At 58.7% G+C, this 21203-nt stretch carries 17 protein-coding genes and 1 pseudogene; 15 read left to right on the top strand and 3 right to left on the bottom strand.

What is annotated here, in order from left to right; all coding sequences use genetic code 11:
- Positions 1 to 35 precede the first annotated feature (35 nt).
- Positions 36 to 1329 (bottom strand): annotated as a pseudogene (gene ftsH / locus TK49_RS01805) (ATP-dependent zinc metalloprotease FtsH); the annotation flags it as partial.
- A 2-nt stretch (positions 1330 to 1331) separates the two neighbouring features.
- Between ftsH and TK49_RS24390 the strand changes: the two are divergent.
- The 14 genes from TK49_RS24390 to TK49_RS01740 all read left to right on the top strand — a co-directional run bounded on the left by TK49_RS24390 (position 1332) and on the right by TK49_RS01740 (position 17920).
- Complete coding sequence (locus tag TK49_RS24390) at positions 1332 to 1556, top strand: hypothetical protein (RefSeq protein WP_045785182.1); 225 nt, start codon at positions 1332 to 1334, stop codon at positions 1554 to 1556.
- A gap of 27 nt (positions 1557 to 1583) precedes the next feature.
- Positions 1584 to 2630, top strand: coding sequence for a hypothetical protein (locus TK49_RS24845; RefSeq protein ID WP_205624843.1), 1047 nt, complete (start codon positions 1584 to 1586; stop codon positions 2628 to 2630).
- A 140-nt stretch (positions 2631 to 2770) separates the two neighbouring features.
- Complete coding sequence (locus TK49_RS25070; protein WP_255407782.1) at positions 2771 to 2905, top strand: hypothetical protein; 135 nt, start codon at positions 2771 to 2773, stop codon at positions 2903 to 2905.
- A gap of 245 nt (positions 2906 to 3150) precedes the next feature.
- Positions 3151 to 3969 (top strand): phosphonate ABC transporter ATP-binding protein, encoded by an 819-nt coding sequence (gene phnC, locus TK49_RS01790; protein WP_020200553.1) that lies wholly within the window; start codon positions 3151 to 3153, stop codon positions 3967 to 3969.
- Positions 3970 to 3971: 2 nt separating this feature from the next.
- Entirely contained in the window at positions 3972 to 4832 is an 861-nt protein-coding gene (gene phnD, locus TK49_RS01785; RefSeq protein ID WP_045785180.1) for a phosphate/phosphite/phosphonate ABC transporter substrate-binding protein, read from the top strand.
- 12 nt (positions 4833 to 4844) lie between these two features.
- Positions 4845 to 5642 (top strand): phosphonate ABC transporter, permease protein PhnE, encoded by a 798-nt coding sequence (phnE, locus tag TK49_RS01780; protein ID WP_009238668.1) that lies wholly within the window; start codon positions 4845 to 4847, stop codon positions 5640 to 5642.
- A 24-nt stretch (positions 5643 to 5666) separates the two neighbouring features.
- A complete protein-coding gene (locus TK49_RS01775) occupies positions 5667 to 6677 on the top strand; it encodes a phosphonate dehydrogenase (RefSeq protein ID WP_009238667.1) in 1011 nt (336 codons plus the stop codon).
- 14 nt (positions 6678 to 6691) lie between these two features.
- Complete coding sequence (locus tag TK49_RS23930; RefSeq protein ID WP_240479898.1) at positions 6692 to 7558, top strand: LysR family transcriptional regulator; 867 nt, start codon at positions 6692 to 6694, stop codon at positions 7556 to 7558.
- 204 nt (positions 7559 to 7762) lie between these two features.
- Entirely contained in the window at positions 7763 to 8554 is a 792-nt protein-coding gene (locus TK49_RS01770) for a glycosyltransferase (protein WP_045785179.1), read from the top strand.
- Positions 8555 to 8667: 113 nt separating this feature from the next.
- Positions 8668 to 10623, top strand: a complete 1956-nt coding sequence (locus tag TK49_RS24490) for a glycosyltransferase family A protein (protein WP_157773973.1) — start codon at positions 8668 to 8670, stop codon at positions 10621 to 10623.
- Positions 10624 to 11255: 632 nt separating this feature from the next.
- Positions 11256 to 13361, top strand: a complete 2106-nt coding sequence (locus TK49_RS01755) for a TonB-dependent siderophore receptor (RefSeq protein ID WP_045785177.1) — start codon at positions 11256 to 11258, stop codon at positions 13359 to 13361.
- A 594-nt stretch (positions 13362 to 13955) separates the two neighbouring features.
- The gene (locus TK49_RS01750) at positions 13956 to 14672 is read left to right on the top strand and encodes a hypothetical protein (protein WP_045787691.1); all 717 of its coding nucleotides are present in this window, start codon (positions 13956 to 13958) and stop codon (positions 14670 to 14672) included.
- A 73-nt stretch (positions 14673 to 14745) separates the two neighbouring features.
- Entirely contained in the window at positions 14746 to 16536 is a 1791-nt protein-coding gene (locus TK49_RS01745; protein ID WP_045785176.1) for an ATP-binding protein, read from the top strand.
- A 145-nt stretch (positions 16537 to 16681) separates the two neighbouring features.
- Positions 16682 to 17920, top strand: a complete 1239-nt coding sequence (locus tag TK49_RS01740; RefSeq protein ID WP_052698576.1) for a Shedu immune nuclease family protein — start codon at positions 16682 to 16684, stop codon at positions 17918 to 17920.
- Positions 17921 to 18156: 236 nt separating this feature from the next.
- Here TK49_RS01740 and TK49_RS01735 read toward each other — a convergent pair whose 3' ends face one another.
- Positions 18157 to 18630 (bottom strand): hypothetical protein, encoded by a 474-nt coding sequence (locus TK49_RS01735; protein WP_045785175.1) that lies wholly within the window; start codon positions 18628 to 18630, stop codon positions 18157 to 18159.
- 802 nt (positions 18631 to 19432) lie between these two features.
- On the opposite strand from TK49_RS01735, the gene TK49_RS01725 reads away from it, so the two are divergent.
- Positions 19433 to 19708 (top strand): hypothetical protein, encoded by a 276-nt coding sequence (locus TK49_RS01725; protein ID WP_045785173.1) that lies wholly within the window; start codon positions 19433 to 19435, stop codon positions 19706 to 19708.
- A gap of 160 nt (positions 19709 to 19868) precedes the next feature.
- Here TK49_RS01725 and TK49_RS01720 read toward each other — a convergent pair whose 3' ends face one another.
- Positions 19869 to 21122, bottom strand: coding sequence for an Hsp70 family protein (locus tag TK49_RS01720; RefSeq protein WP_045785172.1), 1254 nt, complete (start codon positions 21120 to 21122; stop codon positions 19869 to 19871).
- Positions 21123 to 21203 lie beyond the last annotated feature (81 nt).

Here is a 21203-nt window from a genome sequence, read left to right as displayed (position 1 = left end):
ACGAATTGGATGACGCACCGAACAGAGCCGCCGGTTTACTCTGAATGGCACCTACTACTGTTTTCAGTTCCGAACAAGTCCTTGAGTCAATTGACGGATATCGCTTTCGTCGAGCGTTTCCCGCGCCAGCAGCTCGCGCGCACAGCGCTCCAGCACCGCGCGGTTGATGTCGAGAATCCGGTAGGCGCGCTCGAACACGCCCATCACGATGTCGCGGATAGCCTGATCGATGCGCGCCTGGGTCGATTCGGCCACCCGGCAGCCGCCTTGGGCCAGTTCCGGTGTATCGAGAAAGCGTGGCCGCTGCGCCTCGAAGGCGATGTAGCCCAGTCCTTCGTCCATGCCAAAGCGGGTGATCATGTCGCGGGCGATGTCGGTGGCTCGCGCCAGATCGTCCGCCGCCCCGGTAGACAACTCGCCGAACACCAGCTTTTCGGCGGCACGCCCGCCCAGCAGTACGGCGATCTTGTGCTCGAGATCGGTACGCGTCATCAGGAAGCGGTCTTCGGTGGGGCGCTGCAAGGTGTAGCCCAGCGCGCCGATGCCGCGCGGGATGATCGAGATCTTGTGCACGGGGTCGGTGCCGGGCAGCGCCAGCGCCACCAGCGCATGCCCCATCTCGTGATAGGCCACGGTTTCCCGCTCCTTGGGATTGAGCACTCGGTTCTTCTTCTCCAGGCCCGCCACGATGCGCTCGATGGCGGCGGTGAAATCCTGCAACTCCACGGCGGATGCTTTGCGCCGGGTCGCGGCCAGCGCGGCCTCGTTGACCAGGTTCGCGAGGTCTGCACCCGAAAAGCCCGTGGTCAGCGCGGCCACCTGTTCGAGGTCTACATCCTGAGCCAGCGTCACCTTCTTGACGTGGACTTTCAGGATGTCCAGCCGTCCCTTCTTGTCGGGCCGGTCCACCAGCACCTGACGGTCGAAGCGACCGGCGCGCAGCAGCGCCTGGTCGAGGATTTCGGGGCGGTTGGTGGCGGCGAGGATGATCAACCCGACCGAGCTGTCGAAGCCGTCCATCTCCGTGAGCAGCTGGTTGAGGGTCTGCTCGCGCTCGTCATGGCCGCCGATGGGGCCGCCGACGCCGCGCGCGCGGCCCAGCGCATCGAGCTCGTCGATGAAGATGATGGCCGGCGCCTGCCCGCGCGCCTGCTCGAACAGGTCGCGCACGCGCGCTGCACCCACGCCGACGAACATCTCGACAAACTCTGATCCGGAGATGGAGAAGAAGGGCACCGCCGCCTCGCCGGCAACAGCCTTGGCCAGCAATGTCTTGCCGGTGCCCGGTGGGCCGACCAGCAACACGCCCTTGGGAATGCGCGCCCCGAAGGATGTACTGGGTCGAGGACGATCAGACCGTCATCACCTGGCTGGATCACATCAAGCGACTTCTGCTGGCCGACGCAGGCCAGGGGTTGCTGGGCAACTTGCGCAGGACTGCGCCTTGGTTGGCTCACAACCCATTGCTCAAGATGGAGCGGCAACACAGCCGTGACATGGCCGCGCTCAAGGCGCTTTACACCAGTCTGGGCCATGACACCCAGACCACGCATTGATCAAGTGAAGGAAAGGGAAGGTTCACGATGACAACATCCATCACGTCCTACGAGAAACTCGAAGAGTTCGGGCGCGTCCCCCTGTCCGAGCACTTCTTCATGCGCGATTTCCTGCACAGCGAGATTGCCGCCTGGCACGGTTTGCGCAACATTCCTGATCACCCTGACGCGGCCATCTACGCTGGCGAGCAGCTTTGCCAACAACTGCTGGAACCGCTGCAAGCCACCTTTGGGCGCATTCATGTTCGCTCGGGTTACCGCTCGCCTGCCGTCAACGAGTTTGGCAATCAGAACAAGCTCAATTGCGCCAGCAATGCGTCCAACTACTCGGCTCATATCTGGGACTATCCGGATGCGCAAGGCAAGCGCGGTGCCACGGCTTGCATCGTGGTGCCCTGGCTGGTGGATCACATCGAGCGAGGTGGCAGTTGGACCAACATGGCCTGGTGGATCCACGATCACCTTCCCTACCACTCGCTGTACTTCTTCCCGCGCCTGGCGGCTTTCAACATCCGCTGGCATGAAGCGCCTGTCCGTCGAGTGGACAGCTACGCCGCCCCAAAGGGCTGTCTCATTCAACCCGGTACGCCGGGTGCGCCAGGCATGCATCAGGAGCACTACGTTGGGTTTCCCGACGTGGACGCGCCAATGATTGGGTCCGCCCCAGCCGTCTTCCCCACTCAAACCATCGTCCAGCCAGTCCAACACACCATGCAAACACCTGTCCCGACAAAACCTACAGCGGCTCGTCAAGGGTCAATCTTCTACCGTGCGGTGCATGCCACGACCGCTTGGCGGAAGGTGAACTCACACCACAGTCTGACGTCTGCGCTGACTGGCCCCCGAGGCGCCCGCGTGCTGTTGGCAGGCAAAGGTGCCATTGATTACGACTTGCATGGTGATGCGTTGTATGTGCTCGTGTGGGAAGCCGGTAGCCAAGAGGGGCAGGCTGTGCGACGTCATCCCACTCGAGCGGGCGAGTATCAGTTAGCCAAGGTACCCGTGGCCACACTCGAGCGCTTTGAAGCCGCAGGCCATGCGAGCCAAACTGATCTGGCATCACTTTTCGCGTGAGTTGTACAGAGGGCAACAGAGGCGCGACACCCATGCTTTGCGCATCAGTTGCATGGATGAGGCCAGGGTATGTGATCGCTCACACGCAAGGCTGGGATGGGCGCATGCTCCTCCCGGTCTTCAGTTAAGGACCCGGTGATATGAAACTCATCTCCAACATCCTCTTGTTCATCGCCTTGTACATCGCGGCCAGGATGCTTGATGCCATGCAGTACCACTTTTGGGGCTGGTCGGTCTTCTCCTTTCTTGGCTTCTGGGAGCACACGAGGAGATGACCACTATAGGCTGAGAGCTGCCCCTCGTGCTGCGCGCTTGGATCGGCGGCTATCGACCGATAGCAGGCGTCTATATTTGGCATAGATAGCACAACTTATTTCCCTCACAGGCACCCGCGACCATGTCTCAAAAATGACATCAACGAGTCATCAGGGTGTCATATCACGACATTACCATCGCTGCAATTCAGATTCGTAATCAGGTCATCATTTTTGATTACGATTTCAAATCTGCCGGAGGTGTCATGATCGAACTACAGAATGTCTCAGTCAGTTATGGTGATGCGATTGCACTGTATCCCACCACTCTCAAACTCCATCAGGGACAGTTCACCGTATTGCTCGGATCTTCCGGCGCTGGAAAATCCACGCTACTTCGCTGTATTAATTCGCTGCATGCGTCGCAGCGCGGCACCACCATTGTCGCCGGCTTAGGAAATTTGGCGAACTCGCGTGCATTGCGCATGCATCGCCGACAGACTGGCATGGTGTTTCAACAGCATCAATTGATTGGCCGACTGACGGCTTTGCAAAACGTTTCGATGGGCCGAATGGGCTACCACACGGCATTACGCAGTCTATTCCCCCTCCCGGCGAAGGATCAATCCATATGCCTGCAAAGTCTGGACCGAGTCGGCTTATTGCACAAAGCCTTAAGCCGTGTCGACGCATTGAGCGGCGGCCAGCAGCAACGCATCGGTATTGCCCGGGCTCTGGCTCAGCAACCTAAACTGGTGTTGGCTGATGAACCGGTAGCCAGCCTCGATCCTGCTACTGCAGAGCGAGTGCTAAGTCTGCTGCACCGCATTTGTAAAGAGGACGGGATTTCGGCGGTCGTCAGCCTGCATCAGGTAGACCTCGCTCAACGTTATGCCGACCGTATTATTGGCCTGTCCCATGGCCGAGTCATTTTTGATGCCGCCCCGCAGACTTTGGATCAAGCCAGTTACGACACGCTGTATGAACAAGTACCCCGTTCTTCTTTGAGCGTTCCACAAGACGCTCGAGAGGAACGGCTTATCGATACTTCATTTCCCATGCAACTTGCTACCGTAAAGGATTGATTATGAAAAAACTCGCATCCGCATTATTGTCTGTCTTGCTTGCCGCCGTCTGCAGCATTGGCCATGCATCATCCAATCCCGATCCAGAAACGCTCAAAGTTGCGCTGCTGCCGGACGAAAACGCATCGACCGTAATTAAAAACAACAAGCCGCTCGAAATCTATCTGGAAAAAGAGCTGGGAAAGAAAATTGAGCTGGTGGTTACCACTGATTACTCGTCAATGATCGAAGCCATGCGTCACGGCCGTATCGACATAGCATATTTTGGCCCCTTGTCGTATGTGCTGGCTAAGCAAAAGAGCGACATCGAGCCATTCGCAGCGATGAAGCAAAAGGGTAGCACTACCTACCAGTCCGTATTGATCGCCAATACTGGCGCCGGCATCGCCAAAATCAGTGATATCGTCAACAAGAATGTCGCTTACGGTGATAAGGCATCCACCTCCAGCCATTTGATTCCGAAGTCGATATTGGCGGAAAACGGTTTGAAAGCCGGCGAAAACTATCGCGAACACTTTGTCGGTGCGCATGACGCGGTGGCCATGGCCGTGCAAAACGGTCACGCGCAGGCTGGCGGCTTGAGTAAGCCGATTTTTGAATCCCTGGTTCAGCGCGGACTGGTCGATCCCAACAAAGTAAAAGTTCTTGCCGAATCGAAGCCATATCCGCAATACCCGTGGACCATGCGCAGCAATCTGAAGCCGGAACTGAAGGAAAAGATCCGTGCAGCCTTCTTGAATCTCAAAGATCCGGAAGTCCTGAAACCTTTCAAAGCCGATGGTTTCGGCCCGATCAGCGACAAAGACTATGACGTGGTGCGCAGCCTTGGCACACTGCTCAAGCTCGATCTGTCGAAGTTCTAAGTGAGCGACAGCATGCAAGCTGATTTTGGTTTGATTCTGGCCGAGCGCCAGCGCGTATGGAACCGCACGATACTGCAGTTTGCCGTTGTGCTGGCGATTGTGATCGGTTGCTGGTATTACGTCGGCCTATTTGATGCCGAGCGATTGAAGGATGGCATGCCAAGCCTGGTAAAAATTGCCGGCGAGATGTTCCCACCGAACTTCTCGCAGGCTGGCACCTGGGTCAAACCGGTACTGGATACCTTGGCCATGAGTATCGCCGGTACGGCAATCGCGGTATTGCTATCCATTCCCTTAGGAGTGCTCGCCGCGCGGAATACTAGCCCTCATCCACTCGTGTATCAAGCCACACGCGGCCTGTTAAACGCTTTGCGATCGATACCCGAACTGATCATGGGCATCCTGTTCGTGGCAGCCGTTGGCTTCGGCGCATTGCCGGGTGTTTTAGCCCTAGGCTTACATTCGGTTGGCATGATCGCCAAATTTTTTTCGGAATCGATCGAACATGCCGATCCGGCACCGGTAGAAGCCGCGCATGCAGCGGGCTGCACGCCATTGCAGGTGATTTTTCATGGGATCTTTCCCCAAGTGCTTCCGCAAATGGCCGATACCGCGATCTATCGATGGGAATACAACTTCCGTGCTTCGACCGTGATGGGCATGGTCGGCGCCGGTGGAATCGGGTTCGAGCTGATGGGCTCTCTGCGCATCATGCAATACCAGGATGTCTCGGCTATTTTGCTGGTTATTTTAGGCATGGTTACCCTCGTCGACGCCTTCAGCTCCTTCCTGCGTCGCAAGTTCAAATAACTCCCAAAGCTTACAAAGGTTTTTATGAAGCCCAAAGTCGTCCTCACCCACTGGGTGCACCCGGAAATCATCGAATTGTTGTCCGCTAGCGCCGATGTTATCCCCAACACCACACGGGAAACCTTGCCGCGTTCTGAGGTAATTGCGCGAGCCAAAGATGCGGATGCACTCATGGCTTTCATGCCGGACAGCATCGACAGCGCGTTTCTCGAGGAATGTCCAAAGCTGCGTGTCATCGGCGCCGCGCTTAAAGGCTATGATAACTTCGATGTCAACGCCTGCACACGCCACGGTGTATGGCTTACGATTGTGCCGGATTTGCTTACGATCCCGACCGCTGAACTGACTATCGGCCTTCTTCTCGGTTTGACAAGGCATATGCTGGAAGGCGATAGGCAAATCCGTAGCGGACACTTCCAAGGCTGGCGGCCGACACTATATGGCTCTGGTTTGACAGGAAAAACGCTTGGCATCATTGGTATGGGGGCGGTCGGCCGTGCAATCGCCCAGCGCTTGGCTGGCTTTGAAATGAATCTCTTGTATTGCGATCCGATTCCGCTCAATGCCGAACAAGAGAAGGCTTGGCACGTACAGCGCGTCACGCTCGATGAACTGCTCGAAAAATGTGATTATGTCGTGCCGATGGTTCCGATGGCCGCAGAGACACTGCATCTGATCGATGCCACCGCGTTGGCCAAGATGAAAACCGGTAGCTACCTGATCAATGCATGTCGCGGCTCGGTCGTGGATGAGAATGCGGTGATAGCAGCACTGGCGTCTGGAAAACTAGCTGGATATGCAGCCGATGTCTTCGAGATGGAAGAATGGATACGCGCTGATCGCCCGCAGGCTATCCCCAAGGCGCTGCTCGACAATACGGCACAAACGTTTTTTACGCCGCATTTGGGATCGGCGGTCAAGGAAGTTCGGCTTGAAATCGAGCGGCAGGCAGCGATGAACATCATCCAGGCACTCGCTGGTGAAAAACCGATGGGCGCGATTAATCAGCCGTATCCGGGAGTAAAGGCGGCGTGATAGATCTGGAGCGTGTGGCGACGTTCATTGCCGTCGTCAAATGCGGGGGCTTTCGCGAAGCGGCGAAGCAAACTGGATTGTCCCAGCCAACAGTAACGCAGCATATCAAGCGGCTGGAGCAGTCTTTGCAGGCCCGGCTGATTGACCGCGCAACAATGCCGCAAAGCCTGACATTGGAGGGAAAGATTTTTTTCCCCTATGCGGAACAATTGCTCCGTACTAGCCATAAGGCTACGGCAGCCCTCCACAATAAAAGCCTGGTCGTTGGTGCAAGCTCCAATATCGGCATTTATCTTTTACAACCCTATATCAAGGCGCTCCAAGATAAATTAGCAAACAAGATCGATGTGAGGATCGGCAAAAATATCGAGATTGCCGCTTTGCTGGAAACGCTTGAAGTGGATGTAGCGGTAATGGAGTGGTGGGACTCACGTCCTGGGTTCGTCTCAACAGTATGGCGGCGCGAGAGGATGGTTGTCATTGTTCGCCCCGGCCATCCTTGGGCTGCCGAGTCGACCATTCCACTTAAGTGGTTAAAATCCCAGATCTTGCTTGGAGGCGAAGCGGCTACCGGAACTGGGCGCCTACTACAACAATATGCCGGTGCCGACTCGGCAGAGTTCACAGTGGGTATGCAGTTAGGTAGCACCGAGGCGGTCAAACACGCGGTCCACGCAGGGCTAGGAATCTCGCTTGTGATGGAAAGCGCGGTCAAGCATGAACAGGCAAGCGGATGGTTACATGCAATTCCGATTGAAGAAGATGTTTACAAAGATCTTTATCTCGTACATCGCTCAGAAACTTCGTTAAGCGGTCCGGTGGCAAGCCTTGCAGATTTGATTCTCCATTCTCCGGATTTAGGCTCAATAGAATATAAATAGCAAAACGAATGTCTGCTTCTGGCCGAGAGCTGACCTTCTCTGCGCGCATCTCACTGACCGCAACCGCTGCAGAGCCGCCGGTCGCCCGGCGCCTTAAGGCTGGGTGCGTGGCGACCGGTGGCTTTCGACCCGACAGCGACGTTGACTGCGTCGGTGCCAAGCTGATCAGATAGAAGCGCGCAGAACGCGCAGAGAATATAGCCCATGACCGGGCAGCACATACCCATCGCCACACTGATCGCTTCAAAGCCCAAGAATCCAGATTTGCTGCGCCGTGCTCTGATCTCCGTCATCCAGCAGTACCGACGTCCAGACCTTTTGCTGCTCGCATTTGATCGTCGATTACCAGAGCCTGGCGCATTAGATGGTGTGATCAGTAATCCGTTTATCAATGGCGTCGTTGTCCTGCGGAACGAGCGCATGCAAGGGGCTGCTGGCACCTGGAACACCGGCTTGTCTTGGCTGCAAGAACAAGGCTTTGATGGCTACGTGGCGATACTCGATGACGACGATGAATGGGACCCCGATCACTTGAGCCAATGTGAGCGAGCAGGTGCCCGCGGTGGTGCTGACGTCGTCTTGTCTGGTCTTCGGGTGATGAAGGATGGCGTTGAGATTCCGAGAGCGCCGTTGTCTTCGGTCACAGTGGATGACTTCCTCGCCGGTAACCCCGGGTGGCAGGGCAGCAATACCTTTGTCAAGCTGGAGGCCCTGATGCGTGTCGGTGGCTTCACCGATGGTCTACCCAGCACCAATGACCGAGACTTGGCCGTGCGTTTACTCGGACTGCCTGATTTGAAAGTGGCATTCACCCACCGAATGACAGCGACCTGGCACATTGACAGCCAGGCAGATGCTTTGTCCCGCCCCGGCAGCCCTGAGAAGCGCGCAGGTCTGCTTCAGTTCCTGGCGATGCACGGTCACTTGATGTCGCCTGACGTCATGACCAGGTTCAAGGCGCGTGCCCGTGATCTGTTTGGCGTTGACATGCCATGAGCGTGAACGGGCATGAGCAGCCAGGGCTGCCAGATTGGTCAGAGCCGAGGGTACCCAAGGTACGCCTGACGCACCGAAACATTCACTTCCTCATCGCACCCGGTGACGTCGCCATGCAAGCATCGGTCATCGTGGGTCTGTCTCACCGCAACCACCCGAGTGGTTTGAACGAGGCGTTGCGGAGCGCCATGGCGCAAGACATGGCAGACGATCTGGCGTTCCTGGTGCTGGACGACAGTTCGGATGAGGGTTGGATGCAATCGCTGCATGCCGACCTCTTGTCTGACCCTCGGCTGGTAGTCGCAGCAGGGCACTTCGGTTCGCCCACCCAATCCAGGAATGGCTTGCTCGACCTGGTGGACGAGTGCTTTCCAAATGCGAAGTGGGTCGCTCGATTGGACGCCGACGATCGCTTTGCAGAACCCTCTAGCCTGCGGGCGCTGGTGCAAGCCGGCGATCAGCGTGGCACCTTGTTCGTCATTGGAAGCAATCGCCTGTCGGTCGATGGCGAGTTACTGCCCGCCGTGAACTGGGCAATGGCTGAAATCCTCCTGGATCAAAGCCGTCTCAATGGCTTCATTCAAGCGTTTTGTCGCCAGCAAGTCCCCAATGAGCTGCCGTCATGCAATTTGGTGCTTCGCACATGTTCGGGCATCAGGTACCCCAATGCCAACAGCGCCGAAGACCACTGGCTAGTTGCTGGCTTGCTGATGAATCGGCCAAACGAGGGCTGTGTGGTGACAGAGCCTGCCTACGCGGTGTACTCGCTGGATGGAGTGGTGACGCAGGCCAATCAGAAGTCAGATGCATGGGCAAAGTCCAGGCTGGCGTTGGCTCAGGCCGCGGAGGTGTGGCATCGCGCTCATATGACGTCTGACGCCTCGGTGTTGGGTTGGGGGCAAGAGGGCGTGGTCTGGCGAGATCCGTCTGGCACCTTCAAGAGTTTCTACCCGTACTCGCTGACCTATGAAGCGCTCAGTGAGATCAGGAGCCTGGCGGCATCCGTTGGGGATGCGGTCATTGCATTCGACATTTGCGATGACTCTGACCCTGGGGCACTGATTCGGCTTGACTCAGAACCTTTGCAGGAGCCGGGACGACGTTGGCCATTGGAGTTGTCTCGTCACTTCTTGCAGAAGCTTTATCGCGCAGGTGTGGTGACCAGCAATGTCAAGCGAGACAACCTGCGGATCACCGCTTCAGGCACTTTGCAGTACATCGACATTGGCCGAGACATCGTGCGTCTGACGGCTTCGCGCTTCCTAGATTGCGCCGCAAGGCTGTACGCCATTGGGGAGTTGGGATGGTCCGATCATGAATTGGCACGACGTAGGACACCTGAGCGCCAAGTGGAGGCCTTGAGTGCGCTGCCTGGCTTTGATACCTACTACGGCGAGTTGATGCGGTCATTGCACCCTGCTTGCGCGCTGGATACCGATAAAGAAGTGCCGATCCCCGAGCCGTCAGCTCACCCTGATGTGACGCTCTTGATCAAGTGCTGCCCGCAGGATGCGAGCTCTGCCCACTTGCAGGTGCAGCACCTGGTCAGTGAGTTGGGGATGCGTGCGCGTTTTGCGAAGAGGGTTCTTTTGATTGACCCTTTCGAGGGGCCTTACCTTCGGCAGTTCGCTGAGGGCGATCTGTCCGCGCTGCGTGTCGCAGCCAGTCAGTTGCATCAGTCGGGTTTTATTGACGAGGTGTGGGTTGCGCCCACCGATCCGGTTGAGAGATTCCACCTCAAGGACAACTGGTTTTCATCGAGGACCGGATACGTGATGACTGGCTCTTCCGGGCTGGCCACAACACCCTGTCTATCGGCATCAACCTTGGGCTTCATCGCGCGCCTCCGTCAGCGCGGCCTCGGCCGCTTCAAGACTGCCATACTGCGCGATGAGTGCGAAGGCCTCGCTCAAGTAATACCGCTTTGGTTCGGGGGCGGCGGGCGCGGGAGATTCGACAACGGGCTGCGAGTCGCACAAGGATGGCAACGGCGCTTCGTTGGACATGCCCTGGCGGATTGCCTGCTCATAGGTGACGATCTCATCGACTGGATAGCGGACGGCCTTTGAGAGCTTGATGTACGGCGGGCCGCGTTCTTCGCTGCGCCAGCGTTGCAGGGTCTTGATGCTGACGTTCCACCGACGTGCGAGCTCCGTTTCGGTGAAGGCGGGTTCGGTTTGCATGGCATTTCCTTTCGTCGTTCGTGCCGGGCATTACGGCGACAAACGAGAGGAAAGCCAAGTTGCATCCCCCAGATTCCCTGGCAGTTGCGGCAACTGCGAGTGCCAATCGGCCTCTCCGAACTTACAATCATGGGCATGTGCGGTTGCGCGAAATCCTTCCCCGGAATCGCGCGAGGGTCTCAAGGCTTCCGACCGGGGCTGAGAGACTGCTGATATGTGGGTTTGGTTTTCTGTTACACTCCACCACCAGATCCCAGAAGCCCAGCCATTCCCGGCTGGGCTTTTTGCTGCCTGCCAGGTCAGCATTAGCGCCGTTCAGGCCACCGTCTCCTGAACGCCATTGGCCGCGCTTTGCCGCTCCAGGCCGATGTTCGGCCCCATTGCGTCATCTCGACCCGCCTCCGCCAGACCGGGGTCATTCCTCGTATTGAGAATAAATCTCATTTATGATTGCGCGCTTCCGCCGGGTGAACGCTCGGCTGCAGACAACACAGCGCATATCAAACGAGAAGCGAGTTATGAACAGCAAGGAGTGGGCGGCCGGCATGGTGGCCGCCATCATCGGCGTGGCGAACGCAGCCGACGCGGCGGCGCAGGAAGTGCAACTGCCAACCACCACGGCGACAGGCCAGCGCCAGGCGCAGGGCTTTCGTGCCAAGCAAACGTCCACGGCCACGCGCACGGATTCCGACCTGATGGAGATCCCCTTTGCCGTGAGCAGCGTCAACGCAGAATTCATCAAAACGGTGGCCGCCGGACGGGGCGACGATCTGTACGACTGGGTGGCGGGCGTGTCGCGCCAGAACAGCTTTGGCGGCCTGTGGGACAACTACGCCGTGCGCGGTTTTGCCGGCGATGGCAACACCTCTGGCACCGACTACTTGCTCAACGGCTTCTCGTGGAACCGCGGGATGAGCGTGCCGCGCGACACCGCCAGCGTGGAGCGCATGGAGGTGCTCAAGGGGCCGGCCTCTGCGCTGTACGGGCGCGGCGACCCGGGCGGCATCATCAGCTACACCACCAAGCAGCCGCAGTTCAAAAGCGCCAACACCGTAAGCGTGTCGGCCGGCAGCTACGGCGCCACACGCGAAACGCTGGATTCCACCGGGCCGCTGTCCGACACGCTCGCCTATCGGCTGAACGTCATGAACGAGGACAACGGCAGCTTTCGCGACACCGTATCCAACAAACGCTACCTGGTGGCGCCCGGCTTTACGTGGAAGGCGGGGCCCGACACCATCGTCCACTACGAAATGGAAGCCGCGCGTCAGAGCGCCCCGCTCGATCGCGGCGTGGTGGCCGTCAACGGCGAACTGGGCGCGATCCCGACCTCGCGCTTCCTCGGTGAGCCGCGCGACGGCAACTACGAAGTGCGCAACCTTGGCCACCAGTTGACCGTAGACCACCGCATCAACGCAGACTGGTCGGTCAACGCGGGCGTGGCGCAGCGCGATACCGATCTGTACGGCCGCTCGTCGGAGGCGTTCTCGCTGCAGGCCGACGGCCGCACGCTGTGGCGCCGCTATCGCAATGTCAGCTTTCACAGCAACGACCTGCAAGGCCGGCTGGAGCTGACCGGCAACCTGCAGACCGGCCCCGTATCGCACACGCTGGTCATGGGCACCGACGCCTACCGCTTCAACTACGATCAGTTCGTTCAGCGCTCCACCCCCACGGCCGCCGCGCCGTATGCCGTCGACATCTTCAACCCTGTCTACGGCCAGCCAACGCCTGCGCTCAATACCGCAACCAACGCGCTGGAGCACGACGAGGGGCAGGGCGCCTACGTGCAAGACACCCTGGCCCTGGGCGAACACTGGAAGGTCATTGCCGGGCTGCGCTGGGACAACTACCGCCAGTCGATCGAAAACCGCCGCACCGGCATCACCACCAGCCAGAACCAGACCGCCGCCAGCCCGCGCCTGGGCTTGGTCTACCAGTGGAGCCCGGCGCTTTCCCTTTACGCCAACACCGCGTATTCGTTCCGCCCCAACAACGGCATCGATGCCAGCGGCAACGCCTTCGCCCCAGAAAAGGGCCACGGCTACGAAGTCGGCGTCAAATGGGCGGGCGCCAAATGGTTGGCCACCCTGGCCGCATTTGACGTGAGCAAGCGCAACGTGCTGACCGCAGACCCGGCCAACAGCGGCTTTTCGCGCGCGGCCGGCGAGGTCCGCAGCCGTGGCCTGGAATTCGAGTGGAACGGCGAACTGGGCGGCGGCTTCCGTGGCATTGCCAACCTGGCGTACATCGATGCGGAAGTCACGCGCGATACCGTGCTCACGCCGGGTGCCCGGCTGGTCGACATCCCGCGCGTGAGCGGCAGCGCGCTGCTGATGTATGAATTTGCGCCCCCCGTCGGGCAAAAGGCCGGCGTAGGTGCGGGCGTGGTCTACGTTGGCAGCCGTGCGGGCAATACCGCCAATACGCAGGACGGCTTCCAGCTGCCCGCCTATACCACCGTGCAGCTCAACGGCTACGTGCAGATCGACAAGCACCTGCGGGCATCGGTGGTGCTCAACAATCTGTTCAACCGCGGGTATTACGTCAGCTCGTACAACAGCCTGTGGGTCACGCCCGGCGCGCCGCGCAGCATTCTGGGCACGCTGTCGTATTCGTTCTGAGGTTCTGTTGGGCGATGGTTCTGACGCTGCGACAACCTGATGGCGATTCAGAGATAAGACCGGGGTCCGATCTTTGATCGCGCCGCCAAGTTACTGGCAGGGTTTGGCAAGCGAACCCAAAAACCCGCGAAGCGTAAATGCTCGCGGGTTTTTTGTTGCCCACATTCTGCCGCGCCGATGCGGTTTTCCTGCGTGCGGTTGCATGTCGCAATCAGGGCACGGAACAGACTTGGCAGCGTTACGCGAGGGCATATGCCTAACCCATTTGATTGACGGCGGGACGCACGCCAGGAGAGCGCCTCACCGTACCGTCACATCAAATGCACAGCGCTTTCCCCTTAAAAATCAAAGACAAACAACGAAGCAGGGGAAGGGACTGGGGAAGGGCGCACGGTAGTTGCAAGGCGTTATCTATTTTTGAGCCTTAGCAAGGCATGCATGCGATACCCCAATTTGTGGCATTTCGCGCCGGATAAATTCGTTGTAGCGTAGGTGCTCGCCGGAGCAGAGCGCCACTTATATCCGGCCAGCGGATTATGTCCGGCGCGGTTCCAGCAAATAACAAACAAGCCGCCATAGAAAGGGGTGAGGGTCGTGGGAGTACAAGATCGCGATTGGTTCAGAGACCGTCGAGAGCCGCAGCTGCGCAATCCCGACTGGCAAAAGGAATACGCCCGCTGGTATGGCAAGCCACCCCAGGGCGCCAAGCAAGGCGTGCACTGGATCGTTTCCTTGATGGTGTGGGTGGCCGTTCTTCTGGTCGTCTACATCGCCGCGAAGCAATTGCGGCTCACTGGTAACGGCGCAGCGGTGCCGAGCCAGCAGGCCGCTTCAACACAGCCGGCGCTCACCACGGCGCCGCCACAGCGCCAACCCATGGCCCCGGTGCAGCAACCCACTGCACGGAACACCACGCCTCCGGCCGGCGTGAACAAATGCGTGATCAACGGGCAGACGGTCTACACGGAAGCGCCGTGCGGCCAGGCGATGCGCGCGCTCGTCGGCAATGCGCCTACCGAGGCGCTGGGCAATGCTCGTCAACGTGAGATGGAAGAGGCAGCAGCAGCGGCGAAGCGAGCGGAAGAGCAGCTTGCGCGGCAGTGGGATCAGCGGATGGCGCAGCGGGATCGGGACTTGGCGGCTGAGGCGGTTGCGGTTCAGCAGCAGGTCGGCGCCGTCAACGCGGAATGCGCCCGGCTTAAGGTGGATCGAGATGGGATTTTGCGGCTGTCTGTGACTACGCAGCAGATGTCGCCGTGGCGGGACAACTTGAATTACATCCGTAAGCGGATGAATGAGTTGCGCTGCTGAAGAGTGATCGTGCTAGCTACAGGCGGTGGATGGCCGCACGCCGGCCTGCTGATATGTGACATTGGGAGGGGACATGCGACTGGCATCGCTTACCTTAAGCAACTTCCGAGGGTACAGAGAGCGAACAACGATTTCGTTTGATCGGTTGACCACGCTCATAGGGCGCAACGATGTAGGTAAATCGACGATCCTTGAAGCGCTCGAAATCTTCTTCAACAACAACATCGTAAAGATCGATTCGTCCGACTGCCACGTCTCGGTCCCTGGTGGCACCGTCGAAATTTCCTGCTCGTTTGCTGAGCTGCCAGCTACGCTCGTTCTCGATGCGCAGGCGGAAACCAGCCTAGCGGCAGAGTACCTGCTTGATGCAGATGGAAATCTGACTATCAAGAAGACGTTTCGCTGTACCACTGCAAAGCCGAAAGAAGAAGTATTCGTCGTTGCCCTACATCCGAGTGCAGTCAACTACGGTGACTTGCTGGAGCTGAATAACACGGCCCTCAAGAAGCGTTTAACAGACTTGCAGCTTGACAATGATGGTGTTCAGTTGAACAGCAATCCGTCGATACGGCAGAAGATTTGGGGAACTTGCCCTAATCTTGAGCTTACCCTCCGGGAGGTACCTGTTGGCAAGGAGGACGGGAAAAAGATTTGGGACAAACTGAGCGAACGACTCCCACTATTTGCCCTTTTTCAAAGCGATCGATCTAGCCGCGATTCAGACGCTGAAGTTCAGGACCCAATGAAGCTGGCAATAGCGACGGCAATTGCTGAACCAGAGGTTCAGGCGAGACTGAACGAGGTTGTTAACGCGGTGCAAACGAAGGCCCTCGAACTCGCGGCCCGCACGCATGCAGCGCTTTGCAACATTGATCCCACGCTAGCCGGCGAACTCACTCCTGAATTCAAAGCGGAGCCCAAGTGGGCGAACCTGTTTTCTGTGACTTTGGCTGGAGATCAGGGAATCCCCATTAACAAACGGGGCAGTGGGGTCAGGCGTCTAATTCTTGTGAGCTTCTTCCGAGCGGAGGCCGAGCGGAGGCATGGGGCCGACGCAAGCCGTGGAATCATTTATGCGGTGGAGGAGCCGGAGACCTCGCAGCATCCTCACAATCAAAGAGTTCTACTTGAATCATTCCAAGACCTCGCGGCAGAGCTGGGCTGTCAAGTTCTATTGACTACCCATAGTCCCGGCTTTGCTTCTTTCTTACCCGTCACCGGTTTTCGTTTTGTACGGCAAAGCGCTGACGGTTACCCGGAAATTGTCTCGGGAGACGATGCGACGTGGGAAAGCATAGTTGATGCGCTCGGGGTAGTGCCGGACAACCGGGTAAGGCGGCTAGTATGCGTTGAAGGGCCAACAGATGTGACAGCGTTAAAGTGGCTCAGCATGGCTTTGAACGCAGATGATCCGACCATCATCAATTTAGCTAGTGACCCGTCCATCGCCTTTGTCGTTCTCGGCGGCGGCACGTTAGGCTATTGGGTAAATGAACACTATCTGAAACCGCTAGGAAGACCGGAAGCGCACATCTATGACAACGACGTTGCCGCTTATGGCGACTCAATTGCTCAGGTAAATGCAAGAGGCGATGGCTCTATAGGGTTTTTGACCCAGAAACGAGAAATTGAAAATTATCTGCATCCCGACGCCATAGCGGAGGGTCTTAACTTGAACGTCGCGTTTGGTGACCAAGATGATGTGCCGGCGATCATCAGTGGCCAGACAGGGTGGAATACCAATACGGTCAAGAAGAAGCTTGCTCGATACGCCTTCCCAAAGATGACCGCCGCACGTATCCGAGCACGAGATCCGGGGGGTGAGGTCGAAGGCTGGTTGAGGCGAATAGCTGTTGTTCCCTAGGGCCAAGCACCGGAAATGTAATTGTCACCGAGTCTGCGCCATAGCGTCGATTGAGGGCCAAATTACAACCTATTGACTACGACAATAGCGCTGTCGATGCGCTGAATTGGCGTGCGACACGTGCTCGGTACAGCGAAGGAATCTCGTGATTGAATTCGAAGCGGTGGGCGAACATCTGCATCTTCTCTATCTTCCGCGAGATGACGCCTTATGGGTCTACAGGAAGTTCAAGCGCGGTGAGCCCCTCGTAATCAAAAAAACCTTTCATCTAACGAGGCACGATCTCCTGTCGGACGATGTCGATGAAGTTGATCTGGATGGGGTAGGCGACTTTGACTCTGAGTCGAGACTCGTCGAGTTCATGGAGCAGAGCCCGCTGCGATTCGTGGTGGCTACGGCGGATGGAGAGTACTTTCGATTCAACGCAGATGTGTTGGGCGTTGACGTACCTGTATTGCTGGCGCGAGATGCTGAACCAACATGGAAATGGTTCACCGCTGAGCAGAGAACGTCTATCGTAGGTGTGATGTCTGAGCTGCGTCCAACGCGGATCGTTATCGGTGGTCCGGCATCGGATGCAATTCCGTTGGACGAATATGTGCGGCTAATCGAGCGATTCCCTACAGGTTACGAGTTGAAAAGATATGTGTTGGCTCGTGTGGCTGCGGTGGTGCGCGAGTACACCGACGCCAGTGTCGACGCCGAAGCCAGCCTCCGTACGTATGTTGCAAAGCGGGCTCGGCGAAAACCTAGGGACCTCACAACACGGTTCCGAGAAGAAGAAGAGCAAAAGTACTTCTATCTGCTCGAACGCCTTAAGCAAATGCTTCGCTCAGAGGATGCCTACACTGAAGCTGCTTGGCAGGCGGAGATCCTTCAGATCGTCCGCTTGCTCAATCCCAAGTACATTGCAGCGTTCGAAGGTGTATCGGTCAAAGATTCGGTGCGCGGTGGTAGGAGGGAAATTGACATTCTGCTAGTCGATGCCTCCGGCAACGTGGATGTTATCGAGATCAAACAACCTTTTGGGAAAAGCGTTGTTACTGCGAGTGGCTACCGCGACAACCATATCCCCATGCGGGAGCTTTCCGGCTCCGTTATGCAGATCGAGAAGTACATCTTCCATTTGAACCGCTGGGGCACGGTCGGCGAGGCGGCTCTTACAAAGAGATTTGCTGAAAAGCTACCAATTGGGTTCAAGATCCAGATTACGAATCCGTGTGGAATTTTGATCTTGGGGCGTGACAACGAGTTGTCGGAAGCTCAGCGGAGGGACTTCGATATCGTCCGTCGAAAGTACAAAAGCGTGGTGGACATCATTACGTACGATGATCTGGTGCGGCGGCTTGAGTGTGTTCTTAGCCAGCTTCGAGCGAGAGCATAAGCCCTGCTATGGTGCTACTCATCGAGCATCGGAGTCACTCCGGGGCAATTTGGGGCGAGCTGCAGGGGTGTAAGTAGAAGTTCGGCCCGGCTATCGCGTTCCTTGACATTGCTCGGTAGCCCTTCGGCTCCAAAAAGTCGACAAACAACGTCCCCTTAAAACAAAAGAAAAAGCCCGCGAGCCTCTCAGCACCGCGGGCTTTCCCACATCTAGGCCACCATCAGCAGCCCATCACCTCACTCCCCAGCCACCTCCTCCACCTTCTTCCGCGGCCCCCGGCTAAACCGCGCCGACAACGTCCGCCGCGCCGATTCCAGCCCTTCCCCTTTGCCCGCAACCTTCAGGTACGTGTAACCCTCGAGCGCGGCCGTCATCAGGTCACTGCCCATTGCCAGTTGGGAATCCTCCATCCTTTCCAGCAACTTCTCCATGCGAGCGAGGCGAGGGCGCAGGGTGTCAAAGCCCACCAGGTCACGTCGCATTTCCTGCAGGTTGAAATTGGCAGGAAGCACGCTGGGGTTGTTGCTCAGCAGTTCCACTGCCTGGCGGCAGAACGCTTCGGACTTGCTGCCCATCTTCATGAGCGTGCTGCGCTGCTCGACTGACAGGCCAATCAGGCCGACGAGCTTTTCTTCCAGTGTCTTCAGCGCACCGTCAATGGCGGTCAGGTCGGTGGCGCTGGGTTGAAACGAGATCAAGTTCTGAGACATTGCGTTCCTCTAAAGCGGATATCAGCGTCATGCCGATTGGCACAACCCGGTGAGGTTGGCTACCGCTGCGGCGTATCGCAATGCTGTACACAACTTTTGACGGGAAACCGGTCCCCCATGGGCCAGCAAGCCTGCTCCCGCCTTTCGAGTGTGGGAGCGTGAAACGCGAGCTTCGGTCTGTCGAACTCGACGCTCTGACACTGACGCTCGACCCTCAGACAGTGGAACGTGACCCTCAGACGGTGAAGTTCGGGTGTTTGAGGCTCAAACGCGACCCTCAAAGGGTCGAATTCGACTGTTTGACACTGACGCTCGAGTGTCTGAGGGCGAAGCTCCAGTGTTTGACACTGACGTTCCACGCTTTGAGGGTCAAGCGCCAGCGTCTGAGGGTGAAGCGTGACGTTCGGCCCGGCGCCCAGTGCGAATCAATAATCCAACTTTCGCTGCTGCCCCCGTGGCTATAATTGCCCCGCTACCGCACCAACGGTAGTCGGGTGTAGCAGCCCGTCTCTTCTCACAGGCCGGATAGCCGCTGCCAAGCGGCTTTTTTCATCCGGAGCTTGCGCACGCCTATTGTTTCCATGGCGGGCCGGGCAGGGAGACCTTCGGGTCTGCCGGTGTCCTGTGAGACCGGTCTGCTACCCCTGCTGTCGGGCCCGCCACCCTCGTGTAGCAGCGAACGGCCGGGCCTCCCTTGTCTCACAGGAGGTTATATGTCCGGAGTTGCAAGCGGGTACCGCCCCGCCTCGTACCCGTCCCCGCCCAAGCACCACCCCCGTCCCCACGAATCACGGAGACACCAATGACGCCCGTCCAACGCCGCCACTACCTCACCGGCGCCTTGGCCGCGCGCGACTACCTGCTCCGCACGCAGACCGACCTGCACATCCACCGCGAGTTCCGCCCCGACAGCCTGCGCTGGGCACTGGCTCATGCAGCCAGGCACCCGCCGGAGTATCGCGCGGGGTTTCTGGATGGCATCGGCGCCTTCGTATCGATGGTGCTGGAGGGTTGTCAGATCAACCCTGAGACGTGGGAAGTGCTTTCCGCCATAGAGCGGGCTGGCGAAAGCCAATAACAACGGATTGACGCATTCCCGTGACGGGCGGGAATGCCATGGCGGAGGCAGAGTGGCCGTTGGGCGTTCGCGGCTGGATTTGCCGCTTCCGGCCAGAAGCGGTCGTTCCGATAGGTTCGAAGCGTCCTGCCGCCCCTCAGCCTGTCAGCCCGTCAACCCCTCAGCCAAACTTGCGCGCCGCATCGCGCGCCAGGCCTGAACCGATTCCGCCGAACAGGTCGCCCTCAACGCGCCGCGCCGACGGCAACACTTGCGCCAGTTGCTCGCGAAGCAACGGCACCCCGCTGGAGCCGCCGGCAAAGAGAATGGTATCGACCGCTTCCGCTGCAACGCCTGCCGTTTTCAGCATCGCTTCCACCGTGGACACCGTCTTGCCGACCAGCTTCCCAATCGACTGGTCGAAGTCTTCGCGCGTGACGGGCTGCTTCAACTCGGGCGCGATGCGGTGCAGGTCGATCTCCGCCACCGGGGCGTCCGACAGCGCGATCTTGGCGGCTTCCACCTGGATGGCGAGCCAGTGGCCGGCGCGCTCGCGGATCAGGCGGATGAGGCGATCGAGTTTTTCGGTGTCGGCGGCATCTCGGTAGTTGTCCATCACCACCGTCCATGCCTTGCGCGTGTACACGTGGTTGATGGTGTGCCAGCTCGCCAGGTCGAAATACTGGCCGGACGGCATCGCCTTGCCGTTGCGCAGCGTGCTGTTCAGGCCCAGTAGCGGCATCACGCTGGCCAGGCTCAAGGCGCGGTCGAAGTCGGTGCCGCCGATGTGCACGCCGCCGTTGGCGAGGATGTCGTCGCGGCGGTCAAGGCGTTTCGCGCGCTCGGGCGACAGGCGCACGAGCGAGAAGTCGGACGTACCGCCGCCAATGTCGGCCACCAGCACAAGTTCTTCACCGCTGATGCCGGCCTCGTAGTCGAACGCGGCGGCGATGGGCTCGTACTGGAAGGCGATCTCGTCAAAGCCGGCGTCGCGCGCGATGTCCGCCAGCGTGTCTTCGGCAAGCTGGTCGGCCTTGGGATCTTCGTCGATGAAGAACACCGGGCGGCCCAGCACGGCGCGGCGGAATTCATGGCCGGCGGCATGCTCGGCGCGCCGCTTGAGTTCGCCGATGAAATGCGCCAGCAGCTTGCGGAACGGCATGGCCTGGCCCATGACCTCGGTGCTGTCGTCCATCATCGACGTGCCGAGCAGGCTCTTGAGCGAGCGCATGAGGCGGCCCTCGTAGCCGGCAAGATAGTCGGCCAGCGCGGCACGGCCGTAGCTGACCGTCGGGTCTTCGGCGTGAAAGAAGATGACGGAAGGCAGCGTGGCCTTGCCGTCTTCGAGCGGCAGCAGGGTGGGTGCGTCCGGTCTCAGCCAGCCGACGGTGGAGTTGGACGTGCCGAAATCGACGCCGCAGGCGTTTGACATCATAGGATCGTGGCTTCTGGAGTGCAGCGGGAGGCATGCGCCCGCACGGGAATATCAGAGCGGGCGCCACCGGCGAAAGGGGCG

This window comes from Ralstonia mannitolilytica, assembly GCF_000954135.1.
GTDB lineage: Bacteria > Pseudomonadota > Gammaproteobacteria > Burkholderiales > Burkholderiaceae > Ralstonia > Ralstonia mannitolilytica.
The sequence above is the reverse complement of the archived record's forward strand: the minus strand, read 5'-3'. Positions and strand labels throughout refer to the sequence as shown.